Here is a 19,524-nt window from a genome sequence, read left to right on the forward strand (position 1 = left end):
AAAATATTCGCGATCCTGCCCGCGATCTTCGTCGTGCTCTATCCGGGGTTGGGCATGCTCAACGTCATGCGCCTGGCGAGCCCGGAAAGCGCAATCCTGTCGGCGATCATCTTCAACGCGTTGATTATCCCGGCGCTGGTGCCGCTCGCGCTGAAGGGCGTGAAGTACCGTCCCGCCCCCGCAGGCACGCTGCTGGCGCGCAACCTCGCGGTTTACGGCGTCGGCGGGCTGATCGCCCCATTCGTCGGCATCAAGGCGATCGATCTCGTCGTCGCCGCCCTCCATCTCGCTTGAAGGACCTTTCGATGTTCACCGAAACGCTTCGCGCGCTCCGCCCCACCGCGGTCCTGCTGCTGCTCGTCACGCTCGTCACCGGGCTGCTGTATCCAGCCGCGATCACCGGCATCGCGCAGGTCGCGCTGCCGGTCCAGGCCAATGGCAGCATCCTGTCGGACACCAGGGGCAATCCGATCGGCTCCGCGCTGATCGCCCAGAATTTCACGGGCCCACGCTATCTCCATCCGCGTCCCTCTGCCGCTGGCAAGGATGGCTATGATGCGAGTTCGTCGGCCGCGACCAACCTAGCGCCCGGGTCGAAAGACCTGCGCGACGCCATCGCCAAGCGCGTTTCCACCGCGCGGGCGGAAGGGATGACCGGGGATCTACCCGCCGACCTGGTCACCACTAGCGCCTCGGGGCTCGATCCCGATCTGAGCCCCGAGGCGGCTTTTTTGCAGGCACCGCGCATCGCCAAGGCGCGCGGCCTGGATGTCGCCAAGGTAAAGTCGCTCATCGCCGAACAGACCGAGCAACCCGTGCTCGGCATCATCGGCGAACCGCACGTCAACGTCCTGCTGTTCAATCGACAGCTTGATATGCTTTCCGCTACCACGTCGAAGTGAACGAGACCCGCCCCTCCCCCGACGCGCTGCTCAAGGCCGCCCAAAGGGAGGGGCGTGGTCGTCTCAAGATTTTCCTCGGGGCCGCCCCCGGTGTCGGCAAGACCTTCGAAATGCTGCGCGAAGGCGCGGAACTCCTGCGCACTGGCACCGATGTCGTCGCAGGCGTGATCGAAACGCATGGCCGCACCGAAACCGAACGGCTGACCGCCCCATTCGAGGTGCTGCCGCGCGCTAAAATCGTCCATGGCGCGCACACTCTCGAGGAATTCGATCTCGACGCGATGCTCAAGCGGCATCCGCAAGTCGCCTTGATCGACGAATTTGCGCATACCAATGCCCCCGGCAGCCGCCACCCCAAGCGCTGGCAGGATATTGAAGAGTTGCGCGCAGCGGGCATCGACGTGCTCACCACGCTCAACATCCAGCACGTCGAAAGCCTCAACGATGTCGTCGCCGGTTTCACCCGCGTGCGTGTGCGCGAGACCGTGCCCGATGCGGTGCTGGACGATGCCGAGATCGAAGTGGTCGACCTCCCGCCCGACGAGCTGATCGACCGGCTGAAGGACGGCAAGGTCTATATCCCTGCCGAGGCGACGCGCGCGCTCGGCCATTTCTTCTCGAAATCGAACCTGTCGGCGCTCCGCGAACTGGCGTTGCGCCGCGCCGCGCAGACGGTCGACCGCCATTTGCTCGACCATGTCGCCAGCCTCGGCGAAAGCGGCACCTGGGCCGGCGGCGAGCGCGTCGTCGTCGCGGTTGGCGATCAGCCGGGCAGCGAAACGCTGATCCGCTCGGCCAAACGTCTGGCCGATGCACTCCGCGCAAGCTGGACGGCGGTGGTGGTGGAAACCCCGCGCACGGCGACACTCTCCGCCGAGGCGCGCGCGCGCATGGCGCATGCGCTCGACCTCGCCACCGGTCTTGGCGCGACCATTGCCACCATCCCCGCGCGCAGTGTGCTCGAGGGTCTGGTCGCGCAAATCCGCGAAGCGCGCGCGACCGCCGTCGTTATCGGCAAGTCGCGCCGTTCGTGGTGGTTCGAGCTGCGCCACGGCTCGATCGTCGACCGGCTGGTGCGGGCGCTCGATGGCGTGGCGATCCATGTCGTACCCGTCGCGCAACCCAGCGAAACGTTACGCGAAGCCCCCACCACTCGGCCGATCCTGGCGCGCGGGAGTCTGATCGGGCTTGCACTCGTCGGTGCCAACACCGCGCTCGCGACGCTGTTACAGCCGCTGGTCGGTGCCAATGCGATGGATCTGCTGTATCTGCTGCCGGTGATCGCGACCGCCACGCTCTACGGCCTGCGCCCCTCGTTGATCGCGAGCATCGGCGCGGCGCTGGCGTATAATTTTTTTCTTCCTGCCGCCGCTCTACACGCTGACGATCACCGATCCGCAGAATGTCGTCACGCTGATCGTGTTCGTCATCGTCGCGGTCGTCGCGAGCCAATTGGCCGGGCAAGTCCGCCGCGAAGCCAATCTCGGCGCGCGCACCGCCACCGAAAATGCCGCGCTCGCGGCGTTCGGCCAGCGTCTTGCCGCCGTCGCCGATGAGACCGGCACGGCGACCGCTACGTGCGAGGAAACCGCTGCCTTGCTGGGCGTATCCACGGTCCTGTTAGGCGAGCGCGATGGCCGCCATGTCGCGATCGCCGGTGCGCCCGATGTGCCGCAACTGAGCCCGATCGATCTCGCCGCCGCCGACTGGGCGTTCGATCGCGGCGAGGTGACCGGCGCGCGAGCGGGACGTTGACGGCCAGTGCGTGGCAATTCCATCCGCTCAAGACCGCGCTCGGCGTGTTGGGGGTGCTCGGCGTTGCGCGCGATGGCGATGGCGATCCGATCCCCGCCGACAAACGCGTGCTGTTCGCCACCCTGGTAGGCCAGGCCGCGCTGGCCCACGAACGTCTGCAACTGGAAGCGCAGGCGCGCGAGGTGAGTGCGCTGAAGCAGCGCGACGATTTGCGCGCGACCTTGCTGTCCTCGATCGGGCATGACCTCAAGACGCCGCTCACCGCCGTCGTTGCCGCCGCCGATCAGCTCGCCAGCGAATATGGGGCCTCCCCCACCACCGCCACGTTGCAGAGCGAGGCCCGGCGTTTGCGGCGCGTGTTCGACGATCTGGTCGAGATGACCCGGATCGAAGCCGGCGCGCTGGTCATGCGGCAGGAGGCCACCGACCTGACCGATGCGGTCGCCGCCGCCGCACACGACCTTCGCGCCGAACTGGCACGCCATCGCCTGATTCTCGACGTGCCGCCGACCCTGCCGCTGGTCGAGGCCGATCCCCGCATGCTGCACCACGTCCTCATCAACCTGCTCGGCAACGCCGCCAAATTCGCCCCCGCCGATACCGACATCATCATCGAAGGACGTCGCACCCCCGACGGTCTCACGCTCGGCGTGCTCGACCAGGGCCCGGGACTACCACCGGGGCGCGAGGCGCATCTGTTCGACCGCTTTACCCGCGTCGATGGCGATGATCGCAGCGGCGGCACCGGGCTTGGCCTCGCCATCGTCCAGGGCTTTGCCCAGGCGATGGGGCTGAGCGTCAGCGCCTCCAACCGCGAGACCGGCGGATCGGCGTTTTTGCGTGACTTGGCCCAATCCACTGATCCGGCGTACGGCAGCGGCATGACCGCCCAAATCCTGATCGTCGATGATGAAGCCGCAATCCGTCGCCTCGTGCGCGGAGCGGTCGAGCGCGCCGGGCTCACCGCCGACGAAGCCGCCACCGCCCACGATGCCCTGACCGCCGCGCGGCGCCCGGGATGCGAGCTGGTGCTGCTCGATCTCGGTCTGCCCGACCGCGACGGCATCGAGCTTGTGCCGCTGCTGAAGGCGATGGACCGCGCCGTCATCGTGCTGACCGCGCGCGACGCGACCGCAGAAAAGGTCGCCGCGCTTGATCTCGGAGCCGATGACTATGTCGTCAAACCGTTCGACACCGAGGAATTGCTGGCGCGCATCCGGGTCGCGCTGCGGCGGCACAATGCGGCAGCGGCTGGGCAGGACCGGCTGAAGGTGGGGCCGGTCGAAATCGATCTCGCCGCGCATCAGGTCTGGCGCGATGGCGTATCGGTGAAGCTCACCCGCAAGGAATTCGCGCTGCTCGCCGAACTGGCACGCCATGCGGGCAAGCTGCTGACTCATGCGCATTTGCTGCGGGTGGTGTGGGGCGAAGGCCATATCGACGACGTCGAATATCTGCGCGTCGCCGTGCGCGCGCTACGGCTGAAACTCGAGGCGGACCCCGCAGCCCCCGCGCTGGTGCTCAACGAACCGGGCATCGGCTACCGGCTGGTGGCGTAAGCGCGCCCCGCTACTCCGCCGGTGCGATGATCGCGGTGCGCCGCTGCCGTCCCCAGCTTTCGCGACCCGTCAGGAAGGCATGCCAGCCCCATACCGCCCCGGCGTGACGCAATAGCTGGAAGCTGAACGGTTCCAGGATCGCCGCGATCAGCGCCGGGAACAGCCCCAGCCCCTCGCGCTGCCCGGTCCAGTTCTTGTAAATACCAAGCGACCACAAATGGAAGGTCAGATCGATCGCGATCTTGACCAGCATCACGATCAGGATCGGCAGCGCGACCATGAAGCGCCCGGTCGCCACCAGCCCGATCAGGATTGCAAATGCCGCCAGCCCGTAGATCGGCTGAAGCGTGTCGAGCGTCTTGACCGGCAGCATCGCCGTGCCAAGCCAGCCGAAGCGCCGCGCGCCGACCATGTCGCGATTCCAATGCTGCGTCTGCAGAAAGCCGCCGAACCAGCGCCGCCGCTGGCGCAGGAACGCGAGCGGGCTCGCCGGGGCATCGGTCCGTGCCAGCGCACCGCCGACCACGCGCACCGTCCAGTCGCGCCCATGATCCACCGCGTGACGATGCAACCGGTGGATCAACTCGTAATCCTCGACCATGCAATCGGGATCGAACCCGCCGACTGCTACCACCGCATCGCGCCGGAACGCGGCGAACGCGCCCGAAATCAGCAACAGGCTGTTCAGCCGCTCCCACGCATGGCGCGACAGGAAATTGCGGACATATTCATAGGTCTGGAACCACTCGAAGAACCGTCCTTGCAAGTCCGGCCCGCAAATCGGCGCGAGCACCCCCGTCGCCGCCACCAGTTCGGGCTCGGCAGCAAAGGCCGCGCGCATCGCGGCGATCGCGCCGGGTTCGAGCAGCGTATCGGCATCGACCGTCAGCACCACTTCGGTATCGACCTGCACCATTGCCGCGTTGAGCGCCCGCGCCTTGCCACCGTGGCGCAACCGCAGCCAGCGCAGCGACGGCAGCACCGGTGACGGCTCGCTCATCGTGCCAAGCGGCGGTGCCACGAGCCCGTAGCGGCGCGCCAGCACCGCGGCGGTGCCATCGCTCGATCCATCGTCCGCAATCAGGATCAGATCGGGGGCGGCCGTCTGGCCCGCCAGCCGGTCGATCGCCGCCGCAATCACGCCTTCCTCATTATGCGCCGCGACAATCACGCCAAACGAGACCGAGGTCGCGGGCGCGGGCTGTGGCTTCAGGCGCAAATCCCGGATGTTCCATGCGGTGAACGCGAGCAATGCTGTGTCATATAAAATATAAACGATGCCGATCGACCACACCGCCAACCCCTGCCGCTGGAACGCCTGCACCAGCAGCGCGACGAACAGGATCGGCCCGAACGCACCGATGATCCGGCTTGCGACGGGAATCCGTCGCGGGGTCAGGCGCGGCGATTCCGCCACGAGCGTTTGGGCGAGCGAAGTCATTGCGGAGGCGATACCGATCCAGGATGAACGAGCGATGACGCCGCCTAGCGCGCGGGCGCAAGTCCCGCTAGGTTAACTCTAGTTTATCGGCAGGAGCATTATCTTGGTACAGCGCTACTCCAACGTTGCGATCGTGCTGCATTGGCTGGTCGCAGCGCTGATCGTAACCAACGTCGCGCTCGCCTGGATCTGGCCGGTCCTGCCCGATGCGCAGGTGCGCCCGGCGATCGACCTGCACAAGTCGATCGGCATCACCATCCTTGGCCTGGCCCTGCTGCGCATCCTGTGGCGCTTCGGCCATCGTCCGCCGCCGCTGCCGCGCGGCTATGCCGGTTGGGAAGTGGCCGCATCGCATATCGTGCACTGGGGGCTGTACGCGATCCTGTTCGCCATGCCGCTGACCGGCTGGATCATGGATTCGGCCTATGAAAAGGCCGCGACCACGCCGATGTACCTGTTCGGCCTGTTCCAATGGCCGCGCCTCGGCTTCATCATGGCGCTCGATCCCGCGACCAAGAAGGCGGTGCATGACGGGTTTGGCGAAGCGCATGAGATCATTGCTTATGCGGTCTATGCACTGGTCGCGCTGCATCTGGCGGGGGCACTCAAGCACCAGTGGCTGGACGGCACGAAGGAAATCCAGCGGATCTGGTTCGGGCGCTGACCCGGCGGGGATTATCGCCCCGCCAGAATCGCGTCGATCGCCTCGGCCACGCCATCCCGGTCGTTACCTGCCACCACATGGTCGGCCTGTGCCCGCACCGCCTCGGGCCCCTGCCCCATCGCAAACGACAGGCCTGCGCGGGCGAACATCGGCAAGTCGTTGGCCTGGTCGCCAAACACCGCCGTTTCGGTGAGCGGCACGCCGATCACCTCGGCCAGCGTTGCCACGCCGTCGCCCTTATTGGCCCGCAGCGCAGTGATATCGAGATAATACGTCTGCGACTGGGCGATCGTCGCTTGCGCCGCATGGGGCTCCAGGCTGGCGTGGAGATCGGCGAGCAGCGTCGGCACATCGCTGACGAAGGTGATCTTGTCCACGCGGTCATACAGGCCCGAAAAATCCTGCGTCACGATCGGCGTCTGGTTCGACGCGATCCGCTCGCTGGTGACATGCGCGCCGACGTCCGTGCTGGCATACCACAGGTCGTCAGCGAACACCCAGGTGTCGACTGCCAGCCCGCGCGCCGCCGCGAAGGCCGCCTCGACCACCCACCGGTCGACCACATGGTGGCAGGTCACCCGCCCATCGCGGGTAAAGACCGTACCGCCATTGAACGCCCCCATCGGCGCATCGATCGCCAGCGTTTCGGCAATCGGCATCAGGCCCGAGCGCGGGCGCGCGCTGATAATCGTGAACGGCAAACCCGCCGCGCGCAGCCGTGCGACCGCCGCCGCCACGCCCGGCGTGATTTGCTTCGCGCGATCGACCAACGTGCCATCGACATCCGACACCACCAGCCGGATCGCACTGGCGTCTGTCACTGCGGCATCTCGACATGGCCACCAAAGCCAAAGCGCATTGCCGACAGCAATTTGTCGCCGAACGTATGCTCGACCCGGCTGCGATAACGGGCGAACAAGGCAGCGGAGAGGACGTTGACCGGCACCGCCTCCTCCATCGCCGCTTCGATCGTCCAATGGCCCTCGCCCGAATCGGCGACCTTGCCCGAAAAAGCATCGAGCGCCTGATCCTTGGCCAGCGCCGACGCCGACAGATCCAGCAACCACGACGAGATGACCGATCCGCGCCGCCACACTTCAGCGATATCGGTCAAATTGAGATCGAAGCGCTCGTCCTCGGGGAGGTTTTCCGACGCCTTGCCCTTCAGGATGTCGAAGCCCTCGGCATAGGCCTGCATCAGGCCATATTCGATGCCGTTATGCACCATCTTGACGAAGTGCCCCGCCCCCGCAGGCCCGGCATGGATATAGCCCTGCTCGCGCGCGGATCTTCCTTATCGGCATTGCGGTCGGGCGTGCGCGGGATCGTGCCAATGCCCGGAGCCAGCGCGGCTAGGATCGGATCGATCAGGTCGACCGATCCCTTGTCGCCGCCGACCATCATGCAGAAGCCGCGCTCCAGGCCCCATACGCCGCCCGACGTACCGACATCGATATAGTGGATGCCCTTTTCGGCGAGCATTTTCGCGCGGCGGATGTCGTCCTTGTAGAAGCTATTGCCGCCATCGATGACGATGTCGCCCGCTTTGGCAAAGCCACCGATCGTGGCGATGGTCTGCTCGGTCGGTTCCCCGGCCGGCAGCATCACCCAGTAGAGTGCGGGCGTGTCGAGCTTGTCGCGCATGTCCTCGAGCGACTCCGCCGCCACCGACCCATCGGCGGCGAGTGCGGCCACCGCCTTGGCATCACGGTCGAACACCACGGTTTCGTGCCCGGCGCGCATGATTCGGCGCGCGATGTTCCCGCCCATCCGGCCAAGGCCGATGATTCCGATCTTCATGAATATGGTCCTTCAGGCGTGCGCAGGATGCTTGGCGGCGATTGCTCCGAGCAGATCGTCAAACGCCTTGGAGAAGGACGCGACGCCCTCCTCGACCAGCGTATCGGTCACGCCGTCCAGGTCCAGGCCAAGCCGCTCCGTCTCGGACAGGACATGCCGCGCACCCGCCACATCCTCGGTCAGCGTAAGCTTAGCGGTGCCGCGTTCGCGGAACGCATCGAGCGTCTTGGGCGGCACGGTGTTGACCGTGTCCTTGCCGATCAGCGTGTCGAGATATAGCGTGTCGGGATAATCGGGGTTCTTGGTGCCGGTCGATGCCCAGAGCAGCCGCTGCACCTGCGCGCCCTTGGCGGCGAGGGCCTGCCAGCGAGCGGAGGCGATGAATTCCTCATACCAGGCATAAGCGAGCTTGGCATTGGCAATGGCGACTTTGCCCTTGAGCGCCTTGGCCGCATCGCCGCCGACCCCTGCATCAATCTTGTCGTCGATCTTCGAGTCGATCCGGCTGACGAAGAAGCTGGCGACACTCGCGATATGGTCGATCGGCTCACCGCGCGCGACGCGCTTTTCCAGGCCCTCGACATAGGCTTCCGCCACTGCCTGATACGCGCTTTGCGAAAACAGCAACGTCACGTTGACGTTGATCCCAGCGTCGATCGTCGCGGCGATCGCGGGGACACCGGCAGGGGTGCCGGGAATCTTGATCATCAGGTTCGCCCGATCGACTGCGGCCCACAATTTCTGCGCCTCGGCGATGGTGCCGTCGGTGTCGTTCGCGAGATAGGGCGACACTTCCAGGCTGACATAGCCATCCTTGGTGCCAAGCCGGTCATAGACCGGGCGCAGCGTGTCTGCCGCTGCCTGGATGTCGAGGATCGCCAGATGTTCGTAGCGCTCCATCGTCGACGCATCGGGGTTGGCCTTGTCGAACGCCGCAAGCTCGGCATCATAGGCATCGCCATGCCCCATCGCCTTTTCGAAGATCGACGGGTTCGACGTGACGCCGGTCAGCGAGTCCTCATCGACCAGTTTCTGCAGGCCGCCCTCGGCGAGGAACTTGCGGTCGACAAAGTCGAGCCACACGGCCTGACCGAGATTTGCGAGATCGTTCAAACGGCCCATCAGTGCTTCTCCGTATATCCTAGTGGCATCACCCGGCCTTGTTCCGAGTCCATCCCGCCAGCGTAGCAATGCATTTGGGCATGACGGTTACCGGAACAAGGCCAATCGGGGATCAGGCGGCCTCGCCGAGCATTTCGGTGGCAACCTTGACGACATTGTCGACAGTGAAACCGAACTTGTCCTGCAATTTCGCAATCGGTGCCGACGCGCCAAAGGTCGACATGGTGATCGTGCGCCCGTCGAGACCCACATAGCGATCCCAGCCGATTTCACCCGCCATCTCGATCGCGAGCCGCGCCTTCACGCCCTTGGGCAGCACCGATTCCTTATAAGCGGCGTCCTGCTTTTCATAGCGATACCAGCTCGGCATCGACACCACGCGCGATGCCACGCCCTGCGCGACCAATTTGTCGTGCGCCGCCAGCGCCAGCGACACTTCGGAACCCGTCGCGATCAGGATCACCTCCGGGTTTTCGCTGTCGGCGAGCACATAGGCCCCCTTGGCCAGCCCATCCGCGCTCGCATATTTCGACCGGTCAAGCGTCGGGAGCGCCTGCCGCGACAGGATCAGCGCGGTCGGATGGCTGGCATCGGCCATGATCGCCCGCCACGCCGCCGCCACTTCATTGGCATCGGCCGGGCGGATCGTGTCGAGCCCTGGAATCGCGCGCAGCGTCGCCAGATGCTCGATCGGCTGGTGCGTCGGGCCGTCTTCGCCGACGCCGATCGAATCGTGGGTGAACACCCACACCGATCCGATTTCCATGATCGCCGACAGGCGCACCGGCGCGCGCATATAATCGACGAACACCAGGAAGGTGGAGCCATAACCGCGCAGATGCGACAGCGTCATGCCGTTGACGATCGCGCCCATGCCATGTTCGCGCACGCCGAAATGCACGTTGCTGCCGCCATAATTGCCGGGTTCGAACGAAGCCGCGCCCTTGATGTCGGTCTTGGTCGAGGGCGACAGATCGGCAGAGCCGCCGAGCAGCCACGGCACCTTGGCCGCGATCGCGTTGAGTACCTTGCCGCCCGCGTCGCGGCTGGCGACGCCCTTGGCGTCGGCATCGAACACCGGGATATCGGAATCCCAGCCGTCGGGCAGGCTATCGGTGAAGATCGCGTCGAGCTGCGCCGATTCCTCGGGATATTCGGTGGCATAACGCGCGCGCAGCGCGTCCCAGGCTTCGCGCAAGGGCGCGCCGCGACCGGCAATCGCCCCCTTAAAGTGCTCGGCAACGCGTCGGGGACCAGGAACTTGGCATCTTCGGGCCAGCCATAGGCCTGCTTGGTCAGACGGATATTCTCCTCGCCCAGCGGCTCGCCATGCGCCTTTTCGCTGCCCGCCTTGGGGCTGCCATAGCCGATGATCGAATGCACGACGATGAAGGTCGGCTTGTCGGTCGTCGCCTTGAACGTATCGAGCGCGGCGGTGAGCGCAGCGACATCGTTGGCGTCGTTCACATGGATGACGTTCCAGCCATAGGATTCGAAGCGCTTGCCGACGTCTTCGTCGAAGGCAAGGCTGGTCGCGCCCTCGATCGAGATGTGATTGCTATCGTACAGCCAGCACAAATTGGACAGTTTGAGGTGCCCGGCGAGCGAGGCAGCTTCGGCCGAGACGCCCTCCATCATGTCGCCATCGCCGCACAGCGCATAGACATCATGGTCGAACAGGTCGAAACCGGGCTTGTTGTAGCGCGCCGCGAACCAGCGCTCCGCGATCGCCATGCCGACCGAATTGCCGCAGCCTGCACCGAGGGGACCGGTGGTGGTCTCTACACCGGTGGTGTGGCGATATTCAGGATGGCCCGGCGTCTTGGACGAGAGCTGGCGGAACTGCTTTAGGTCTTCGAGGCTGAGCGCGGGGTGCCCGGTCTTGTTGCCTTCGGCATCGATCTCTTCGATCCCGGCCAGATGGATCAGCGCGTAGAGCAGCATCGACGCATGGCCGACCGACAGCACGAAGCGGTCGCGATTGGGCCAATCCGGGGTGGCCGGATCGTAGCGCAGGAACTTGCTCCACAGCGTATAACCGACCGGAGCCAGCGCCATTGGCGTGCCCGGGTGCCCGGAATTTGCGGCCTGCACCGCGTCCATCGAGAGGGTGCGGATCGTGTCGATGGCGAGGCGCTCGGGCGAGCCATCCTCATGAACGCTCGTTGCAGTCGCAGTCGTCGGGGTGTCGGCCATGAAAGATATCGCCTCGCTAATGTGGGTCTGAACGCACGTGCGCCCGCCCGGTTGCGGTGTGCGAGGGCCTTATCGCGTCCTTTCGTCGCGTTCCAGCCGCGTAACGACACCATCGGTCGCGATATAGGCCGCCGACACCTCGGTCAGGAACAGGCCGTGCCCCAAAGCGCCCGGAATTGCGGCAATTTCAGCGGCAAGGCGGCGATGGTCGATATCAGGCGCAAAGCTGCAATCGAGGATGGAATTTCCCTGATCGGTAAGGAAATTTTCCCGCAGGGCGACCTGGGCACCAAGGTTTTCGAGTCGCGCCGCCACGAAATTCCGGGCGAAGGGCAAAGTCTCGACCGGGATCTTCGCCGCCCCGATCGCGGCGACGCGCTTGGAGCCATCGGCGATCACCAGCATCCGCGCGCTGGCGGCGGCGACGACCTTTTCGCGGAGCATCGCACCGCCTGCCCCCTTGATCGCGCGCAAAGCACCATCGATTTCATCGGCACCATCGATGGTGAGATCGATCCGCGCGGGCAGTTCGATCAGCGTTATGCCGACCGAGCGCGCGTGCGCCTCGGTGGCAAGCGAGGTCGCAACCGCCTGAACGGCCAGCCCCCCACGCACCCGCTCGCCCAGCGCCTCGATCGCAAACGCTGCGGTGGACCCGGTGCCAAGGCCGACACTCATGCCAGCGCGAACCTCTTCCACCGCAGCCAGCGCGGCGAGGCGTTTTGTCGGACTCGTTCATGGGGGGCGCTCTACCATCGTTTGCTCGCGGGGCACACGGTGCGCGTTTTTGAAATGCGTGGACAGCGGACAGGCGAGTTCGCAGCCGCCATTGGCGACAGCGGATGCTCAGGTTAAGCTCCAGCACCGCCCGTCGCTATGACAGAGATATATGGAATTTATAGTCGAGATCATTTTGCAATTTCTCGGCGAGATTTTGCTGCAGCTATTGTTCGAGTCCTTAGCTGAACTTGGCTTTCACGGGCTCGCCGACACCTTCAAAAAGCCAAGAAACCCGTTTTTATCGACAATCGGCTTCGCTTTGTGGGGTACGATGGCGGGCGCATAAGCCTTCTGGTTATGCCCAGATCCTTCATCTCCAACCTTGGGCTTCGCGAAGCGAACGTCGTCATAACCCCGTTGGTTGTTGGGGGTGCCATGATGCTCATTGGGCGATTGCGGGAGAGCAAGGGGCAAACACAGGTAGGCATCGACCGATTTGGCTATGCCTTTGTATTTGCTTTTTCGATGGCACTTGTCCGCTTCAACTGGGCCCATTGACATAGCCAGACCGCCCCGCCTTTCATCGCGGATACGCAAAGACCCTAGCAACCGCTCCGCACATTTCCGCTGGCCCCGCGCCGCATCCCACGGCAAAGCCCTGCCCCATGATCGAAAAAATCCTCGGCATCCTCGCGACCTTCACCATCGGCGTCATTTCCAGCGGCGGCTATCTCGGCATTGCGTTGCTGATGGCGATCGAATCGGCCTGCATCCCGCTGCCGTCCGAGATCATCATGCCCTTTGCCGGCTATCTGGTCTCGACCGGGCATTTCAACCTGTACCTCGCCGCGACGGCGGGCGCGATCGGGTGCAATCTCGGCTCGATCGTCGGCTATGAGATCGGCAAGCGCGGCGGGCGGCCGGTGGCCGAGCGCTGGGGCCGCTATGTGCTGGTCGGGCCGGGTGAGCTCGACGCCGCCGACCGCTTCTTCGCGCGCTTCGGCAATATCGCGGTGCTGATCGGGCGTCTGCTGCCGGTGATCCGCTCGTTCATCGCGTTTCCGGCGGGCGTGGCACGGATGCCGCTGATCCCATTCCACATCTACACCTTTATCGGATCGTGGCCGTGGTGCTTTGGCCTCGCCTATCTCGGCATGGTGCTGGGTGACAAATGGAACAGCGACCCGCGCGTCAAGGCGGCGTTCCACAGCGCGGACGTGGTGATTGCGGTGGTGCTGGTCGCGGCGATCGGCTTCTATGTCTGGCACCGCGTGCGCGGCTTGAAGCGGCATTGATCCGACACGACATCTCTTTGGCTGCCCGGACGTAACTAAGTGCGGCCAAGACACGAACTACGTCGTGTCCCATCAAGAGGTGTCCCGATGTTAAAGCCCCGTTTCTTCGCCACAGGTCTTGCCGGAGTCGCGCTGTTCGCGCTCGGCGGTGCCGCGCAGGCCGAGCGCGCCGTGCCGCTGCCCGTCGCCAAGACCGATGTTACCGCCACCGGTCGGCAAACCGCCGTGTTCGCGGGCGGCTGTTTCTGGGGCATGGAAGCGGTGTTCGAGCATGTGAAGGGCGTGACCAACGTCACTGCCGGCTATGCCGGGGGCACGCGCGACACCGCGACCTATGATCAGGTTTCAAGCGAAACGACCAAACATGCCGAGGCGGTGCGCATCGTCTATGATCCGGCCAAGGTCAGCTATGCGACGCTGCTGCGCGTCTATTTCTCGATCGCGCACGATCCGACCCAGCTCAATCGGCAAGGCCCCGACAGCGGCTACAGCTATCGCTCGGCGATCTTCCCGCAAAGCGCGGCGCAGCGTGGCGTCGCCGCCGCCTATATCGCGCAATTGGGCCAAGCGCATGTCTTCGCCAAACCGATCGTGACCAAAATCGAGTCGGGCGCGTTCTTTCCGGCGGAGGACTATCATCAGAATTTTTACGACCGGAACCCCAACCACCCCTATATCGTGACCTTCGACAAACCAAAGGTTGCGGCGTTCCGCGCAGGCTTTCCGCAATTGGCGAGCTGAGATGTGAAATCCCTCCCGTTCACGGGAGGGATTTTTGGCAGCGGCTTACGCCGCCAGCCGAAAGCGCAGCAAGCGATCCTCGACCGGGATCAGCGCTTCCGCCCCTCGCCCGACTGCGCGGACAATCTCCGGGTGTGCTGCATCCAGCCCCCCCGTTAAAGCGCCGAACGCGGGCAGGATCAGCTTGCACGCACTGGCGACGAAGCAGCGGCGGGAGACCGAACGACCGCGCACCCGCAACCGCAATTTGGGATGGAAATGGCCCGAAAGCTCGGGACGGACTTCGTCGGGCACAGCTTCGTGCCGCAGGATCAACCCGTCGACCTCGGCCTCGTCAACAACGACCCCGCCGCAACGATCGACCATTCCCGCATCATGTTGCCGGTGATCCACGTCCACGCGATCGCACCGGTCAGCGCGCGCAGCCGCGCCTGCGCCGCATCGGGCAAGCGATCGCATCCCTCATCGTCGTGGAAACTGTCGCCCAGGCACCAGATTTCGCGCGGGCGCAGCGTCTCCGCCAGCGCGGTCAGATCGGCAAGCGTCGCCAGCGAATCATAAGGCGGCAACATTTGACCACCGCGCGCGTACCAGCTTGCTTTCTCGAAATGCAGGTCGCCACCAGCAACGCCCCGCGCGCGGGCCAGAACAGGGCACCGCTCCCCAAAGCAAGGAAATCACGACCTGCGAACGAAAAGGGAACCATGCCCTTGGCTATGTCGCAATGGTGGCCTCGGTGCAACGCCCGTGACACCGCCTGGCCAGCGCGAGTATCAAAGGCCTTGCGCAAAGCCCCCACGAGCGTAAAGCGCGCCGTCCTTCCTGACGAGCCATTCACCGCTTATGACCGCAGCGACCGCGACCAAGCCTGACAGTCCCGCCCCGCATGCGCCGCATCCGGCGTTGCTGGCCTTGACGATCGGCGCGATCGGCGTGGTGTTCGGCGATATCGGCACCAGCCCGCTTTACGCCTTCCGCGAAGCGTTGAGCCAGACCGCGGGCGACGGCATCGACGCCAGCGAGATTCTGGGCGTGCTCAGTCTTGCGATCTGGTCGCTGATCCTGGTCGTCACCGTCAAATACGTCATCTTTCTGATGCGCGCGGACAATCAGGGCGAAGGCGGCGTGCTGGCGCTCACCGCACTCGCCCGGCGCGCGCTGGGGCGGCGCTCGCTCATCGCGCTGGTGCTGGGGGCGGCGGGGGCCTCGCTCTTCTACGGCGATGCGATCATCACGCCGGCCTTGTCGGTGCTGTCGGCGGTGGAGGGGCTGAAGACCATTCCCGCACTGGCCAATATCTTCGACGATTCGGCGATCCTCGGCGTCACGATCGTGATCCTCGTCGCGCTGTTTTTCATCCAGAGCCGCGGCACGGCGAGCGTTTCGACGCTGTTCGGGCCGGTCTGTATCGTGTGGTTCCTGGCGATTGGCGGGCTCGGCCTGTGGCACATCGCCGACGAACCTTCGATCCTGCGCGTCATTTCCCCGCATTATGGCGCGATCCTGCTCGCCACACACGGCGTCACGGGCCTGTTCGTGCTGGGGGCTGTGTTCCTGACGGTAACGGGCGCCGAGGCCTTGACCGCCGATATGGGCCATTTCGGTATCAAGCCGATCCGTATCGGCTGGTTCTTCCTCGTTTTCCCCTGCCTGGTGCTCAATTATCTCGGCCAGGGTGCCTTTGCGCTCAATGCGCTTGAGGCGGCGGCGGCGGCGGGAACGCCCTTCGTCAACCAGGACTGGTTCTTCGTGATGGCGCCGGAAAGCGTGCGGCCGTGGCTGATCGTGCTCGCGATGATGGCAACCGTCATCGCCAGTCAAGCGGTGATCACCGGTGCCTATTCGCTGACGCAGCAGGCGATCCAGCTCGGCCTGTTGCCGCGCCTGCGCATCCGCCAGACCTCGGCCGCACAGGCCGGACAAATCTATCTGCCGTCGATCAACTGGCTGCTGCTGACGGGCGTGCTGGTGCTGGTAATCCAGTTCCGCACCTCCTCGGCAATGGCTGCCGCTTATGGCATTGCGGTTACGGGCACGATGGTGGTGACGACGTTGCTCGCCTATATCGTGGTGCGCCATCGCTGGAACTGGGGGCGTCCGCTGGCACTCGCGGTGATCCTGCCGTTCCTCACGCTCGACCTGATCTTCTTCGGCGCGAACATCCTGCGCGTGGTCGAGGGCGGCTGGGTGCCGCTGGTCGTGGCAGGGGTGATCGGCCTGATCATCTACACCTGGAATCGTGGTCGCGGCATCGTCCGCGCGTTCGAGGCGCGGCAGAGCGTGCCGCTTGCCGATCTCGCCGCCGCGCTCGCCAAGCGTCCGCCCGAGCGCGTGGAGGGGACCGCCGTGTTCCTCACCGCCAATCCCGACAGTGCCCCCGGCGCGCTGCTGCACAATCTCAAACACAACAAGGTGCTGCACGAGAAGAACCTGATCGTCAGCGTGCGCACCGCCGACCGTCCCTATGTCGAGCCGCACGAACGCTCCGAAATCCGCCGAGTCGACGACAATTTCACCATCATCGTGCTGACCTATGGCTTCATGGAATCGCCCGACGTGCCGCGCGACCTTGGGCTGGAGGCGGTCAGCCACAAGAAGGTGCTCAACCCCGCCAAGACCAGCTATTTCATCGGTCGCAACACGATCAAGCCCGCCGCCAATCAGGGTATGCCACTGTGGCAGGACCGCATCTTCATGTTCCTGCAACGCAATGCCAGCGACCCGACCGACTTCCTCAAGATCCCGCCGGGCAAGGTGCTGGAATTGGGCGAGCAGGTCACCGTCTAGGCGACGCGGCCGTCACAGATCGGGCAGCACCTGATCGGCAATGCCCCACCCCGCCAATTCTCGGGACGCGGCGCGCGCGATCAGCTCATCGGCATCGCGAATGCTCCACTGCGCGGCGGTATCGATGCCGCCGAGTTCGCTCCACGACACCGGTGCCGCCACCGGTGCCCCGGCGCGCGCGCGCGCAACATAGGGCAGCACCGCAGTCGCGCCGCGCTGGTTACGCAGCCAGTCGATGAAGATCCGCCCTTTGCGCTTGGCCTTGGACATGGTCGCGACGAAGCGGTCGGGCGCAGCCTCCCCCAGCGCGCGGGCGAAGCGATCGGCAAAATCCTTGACCGCGGGCCATTCGGCCTGTGGGGTCAGCGGCACGACGACATGCACACCCTTGCCGCCCGACAGCATCGCGAAGCTGACCAGCCCCAGTTCGGCAAGATGCTCCTTCAACTCGACCGCGGCCTTCTTGACCAGATCGAAGCCCAGCCCCTCATCGGGGTCGAGATCGAACACCATGCGATCGGGCTGTTCCAGCGTGGCGACCGAGGATCCCCAGCCGTGGAATTCGATCGTGCCCATCTGCACGCACGCGACCAGCCCGTCGGCATCGTCGATGTACAGATACTCTTCGGTTGACCCGTCTTTCTCGGTGATCGGCACCGTGTGGACATGCTCGCCCTTGAAGCTGCCCGCGTCATGCTTCTGGAAGAAACATTGCTTGGCGCGCCCCTGCGGACAGCGCACCAGGCTGATCGGCCGGTTGGCGGCCCAGGGCAGCATGATGCCCGCGACCTTGGCGTAATAATCGGCGAGGTCGCCCTTGGTGATGTTCGATTCGGGAAGGATCACCCGGTCGCGGCTGCTGACCTTGATGTGGATTTCGGGCGTTTCCGCCGCTTCCGGCTGCACCGGCGTTTCCGCCACCACCTCGCGCGCGGGCTTGTCCTCGCGCAGGCCGATGAAGCTCGAATGCCGCAATACGCCATCGGGCGTGGTCTCGGCAAAGGCCACCTCGGCGACCAGCTTTGGCGACACCCAATGCGCACCCCGCACCGCCGCGCGGGGCGCGGCGACGGTCGGCGTCTTGCGTTCGATCCTCTCCAGCCGCGCGCGCAGATCGAGCATCGTCGCGGTGTCGAAGCCGGTGCCGACCTTACCGGCATAGACCAGCCCGTCCGCCCCGTTCAGCCCTAGCAGCAACGACGCGAACCCGCGCGACTTGGCGCTCGGCGTCCAGCCGACGATGACGAACTCCTGCCGCCGCGTGCATTTGGTCTTGAGCCAGGCCTGCGTGCGCTTGCCGCGATAGGGTGCGTCGGCGCGTTTGGAGACGACGCCCTCATAGCCTTCCTTGCACATCGTTTCGAACAATGGCTCGCCCTGCCCGGCGATATGCTCCGAATATTGGACGCGCGGGTCCTTGCCGTCGATCAACGGCTGCAGGCGCTGCTTGCGCGCGAGATTGGTGAGGTCGGTCAGATCCTCGCCGTCGAGGTTCAACAGGTCGAAGGCGAAGAAGGTCATGTCGCCCCCGGAAGCGATCGCGTCCTTCAGCGTCGAGAAATCGGGGCGGCCCTCCTTGAACGCGACGATCTCGCCATCGAACAGTGCGGTCTCGACCGGGAGCCTGGCGACGGCATCGGCAATCGCCTGGAACTTGTTGGTCCAGTCGAGCCCGCTACGCGTGAACACCGTGGCCTTGCCCTTGGCGACCGCGATCAGCGCGCGATAGCCGTCGTACTTCACCTCATGCAGCCATTGGCTACCGGTCGGAACGGAATCGACGAGGGTGCAAAGCTGCGGCTCCTGGAACACCGGCCTGGCGGCCGTTTTCCGGCGAACGCCGGACTCCCCAGCGACGGGCGCAGCTTTTGCAACCCTGGCCCCTGGCTTTCGCCGGGGAGCCGCCGGCTTCTTCCCTTCCGCAATCTCCGCCATCGTGCGCCCGCTCGTCACGCTGGTCAGCGCGGTTTCGACCAGCGTATCGGCCCCGCCCGCCGCGGCATCGTCGATCTTGCGCAGCAGCCAGTTCTCGGCCTTCTCCTTGCCGCGTGGTTTCAACCGGATCAGCAGCCACTCCCCCTTCATACGCTGGCCGTCGAGCACGAAGTGGAGGTGGCCCTGCTCGAGGTCCTTGGCGCTCTTGCCCTTGATCGGGGACCAGGTGCCGCTGTCCCACAGCATCACTGTGCCGCCGCCATATTCGCCCGCCGGAATCGTTCCCTCAAAATCCGCATAGGACAAGGGATGGTCCTCGGTCCGCACTGCCAGCCGTTTCTGCGCGGGGTCCAGGCTCGGCCCGCGCGTCACCGCCCAGCTTTTCAGCACGCCATCGACTTCCAGCCGGAAATCCCAGTGCAGCCGCGATGCGTCGTGCTTCTGCACGATGAAACGATTGCCATGCCCGGGTTCGAGCGTGCCCGCAGGCTCCGCCGTCTTCGCGAAGTCGCGCTTGGCGTTGTATTTTTCGAGCGGGTCGAGCGTCATGCTTTCTCCCCTCCCTGAAGGAGGGGTTGGGGGTGGGTTGCCTCCGAAATGGGCAATC

At 65.1% G+C, this 19,524-nt stretch carries 12 protein-coding genes and 5 pseudogenes; 8 read left to right on the forward strand and 9 right to left on the reverse strand.

The annotated features are described in order from the left end of the window. The 4 genes and pseudogenes from NW75_RS16615 to NW75_RS16630 all read left to right on the forward strand — a co-directional run. Positions 1 to 294 (forward strand): annotated as a pseudogene (locus tag NW75_RS16615) (potassium-transporting ATPase subunit B); the annotation flags it as partial. 11 nt (positions 295 to 305) lie between these two features. Continuing rightward, positions 306 to 902, forward strand: a complete 597-nt coding sequence (gene kdpC / locus NW75_RS16620) for a potassium-transporting ATPase subunit KdpC (protein WP_033966286.1) — start codon at positions 306 to 308, stop codon at positions 900 to 902. Continuing rightward, a pseudogene (locus NW75_RS28355) lies at positions 899 to 3,542 on the forward strand (DUF4118 domain-containing protein). Before kdpC ends, NW75_RS28355 begins: the two are co-directional and overlap by 4 nt. Then, positions 3,539 to 4,216 carry a response regulator gene (locus NW75_RS16630; protein ID WP_033966287.1) on the forward strand — a complete coding sequence of 226 codons (678 nt, stop codon included), beginning with the start codon at positions 3,539 to 3,541 and terminating at the stop codon, positions 4,214 to 4,216. The pseudogene NW75_RS28355 and the gene NW75_RS16630 overlap by 4 nt, the downstream one beginning before the upstream one ends. 10 nt (positions 4,217 to 4,226) lie before the next feature. Here the strand turns inward: NW75_RS16630 and NW75_RS16635 are convergent, their stop codons facing one another. Further along, the gene (locus NW75_RS16635; protein ID WP_033966274.1) at positions 4,227 to 5,657 is read right to left on the reverse strand and encodes a glycosyltransferase family 2 protein; all 1,431 of its coding nucleotides are present in this window, start codon (positions 5,655 to 5,657) and stop codon (positions 4,227 to 4,229) included. 103 nt (positions 5,658 to 5,760) lie between these two features. On the opposite strand from NW75_RS16635, the gene NW75_RS16640 reads away from it, so the two are divergent. After that, positions 5,761 to 6,321, forward strand: a complete 561-nt coding sequence (locus tag NW75_RS16640) for a cytochrome b (protein ID WP_033966275.1) — start codon at positions 5,761 to 5,763, stop codon at positions 6,319 to 6,321. Between the two features lie 11 nt (positions 6,322 to 6,332). Here the strand turns inward: NW75_RS16640 and NW75_RS16645 are convergent, their stop codons facing one another. The 6 genes and pseudogenes from NW75_RS16645 to NW75_RS24620 form a co-directional block, all read right to left on the reverse strand. Next, positions 6,333 to 7,142 carry a Cof-type HAD-IIB family hydrolase gene (locus tag NW75_RS16645; RefSeq protein WP_033966276.1) on the reverse strand — a complete coding sequence of 270 codons (810 nt, stop codon included), beginning with the start codon at positions 7,140 to 7,142 and terminating at the stop codon, positions 6,333 to 6,335. Further along, a pseudogene (gnd, locus tag NW75_RS16650) lies at positions 7,139 to 8,121 on the reverse strand (phosphogluconate dehydrogenase (NAD(+)-dependent, decarboxylating)). Before gnd ends, NW75_RS16645 begins: the two are co-directional and overlap by 4 nt. Positions 8,122 to 8,133: 12 nt before the next feature. Beyond that, a complete protein-coding gene (tal, locus tag NW75_RS16655; RefSeq protein WP_033966278.1) occupies positions 8,134 to 9,243 on the reverse strand; it encodes a transaldolase in 1,110 nt (369 codons plus the stop codon). A 112-nt stretch (positions 9,244 to 9,355) separates the two neighbouring features. Then, positions 9,356 to 11,439: pseudogene (tkt, locus tag NW75_RS16660) on the reverse strand (transketolase). 69 nt (positions 11,440 to 11,508) lie between these two features. After that, positions 11,509 to 12,117 carry a ribose-5-phosphate isomerase RpiA gene (rpiA, locus tag NW75_RS16665; RefSeq protein ID WP_231565267.1) on the reverse strand — a complete coding sequence of 203 codons (609 nt, stop codon included), beginning with the start codon at positions 12,115 to 12,117 and terminating at the stop codon, positions 11,509 to 11,511. A gap of 297 nt (positions 12,118 to 12,414) precedes the next feature. Next, the gene (locus NW75_RS24620) at positions 12,415 to 12,714 is read right to left on the reverse strand and encodes a hypothetical protein (RefSeq protein WP_156143059.1); all 300 of its coding nucleotides are present in this window, start codon (positions 12,712 to 12,714) and stop codon (positions 12,415 to 12,417) included. A 110-nt stretch (positions 12,715 to 12,824) separates the two neighbouring features. Between NW75_RS24620 and NW75_RS16675 the strand changes: the two genes are divergently transcribed. Both NW75_RS16675 and msrA read left to right on the forward strand, forming a co-directional pair. Then, positions 12,825 to 13,454, forward strand: coding sequence for a DedA family protein (locus NW75_RS16675; protein ID WP_033966280.1), 630 nt, complete (start codon positions 12,825 to 12,827; stop codon positions 13,452 to 13,454). 87 nt (positions 13,455 to 13,541) lie between these two features. Further along, a complete protein-coding gene (gene msrA, locus NW75_RS16680) occupies positions 13,542 to 14,195 on the forward strand; it encodes a peptide-methionine (S)-S-oxide reductase MsrA (protein WP_033966282.1) in 654 nt (217 codons plus the stop codon). Positions 14,196 to 14,240: 45 nt separating this feature from the next. Here the strand turns inward: msrA and pdeM are convergent. Further along, positions 14,241 to 14,901, reverse strand: a pseudogene (pdeM, locus tag NW75_RS16685) (ligase-associated DNA damage response endonuclease PdeM). 137 nt (positions 14,902 to 15,038) lie between these two features. Between pdeM and NW75_RS16690 the strand changes: the two are divergent. Continuing rightward, complete coding sequence (locus NW75_RS16690) at positions 15,039 to 16,982, forward strand: potassium transporter Kup (RefSeq protein ID WP_033966283.1); 1,944 nt, start codon at positions 15,039 to 15,041, stop codon at positions 16,980 to 16,982. Between the two features lie 12 nt (positions 16,983 to 16,994). Here NW75_RS16690 and ligD read toward each other — a convergent pair whose 3' ends face one another. Further along, complete coding sequence (ligD, locus tag NW75_RS16695) at positions 16,995 to 19,466, reverse strand: DNA ligase D (RefSeq protein WP_033966284.1); 2,472 nt, start codon at positions 19,464 to 19,466, stop codon at positions 16,995 to 16,997. Positions 19,467 to 19,524: the final 58 nt, after the last annotated feature.

It is taken from the genome of Sphingomonas sp. Ant H11 (assembly GCF_000797515.1).
In the GTDB taxonomy this organism is placed as follows: domain Bacteria; phylum Pseudomonadota; class Alphaproteobacteria; order Sphingomonadales; family Sphingomonadaceae; genus Sphingomonas.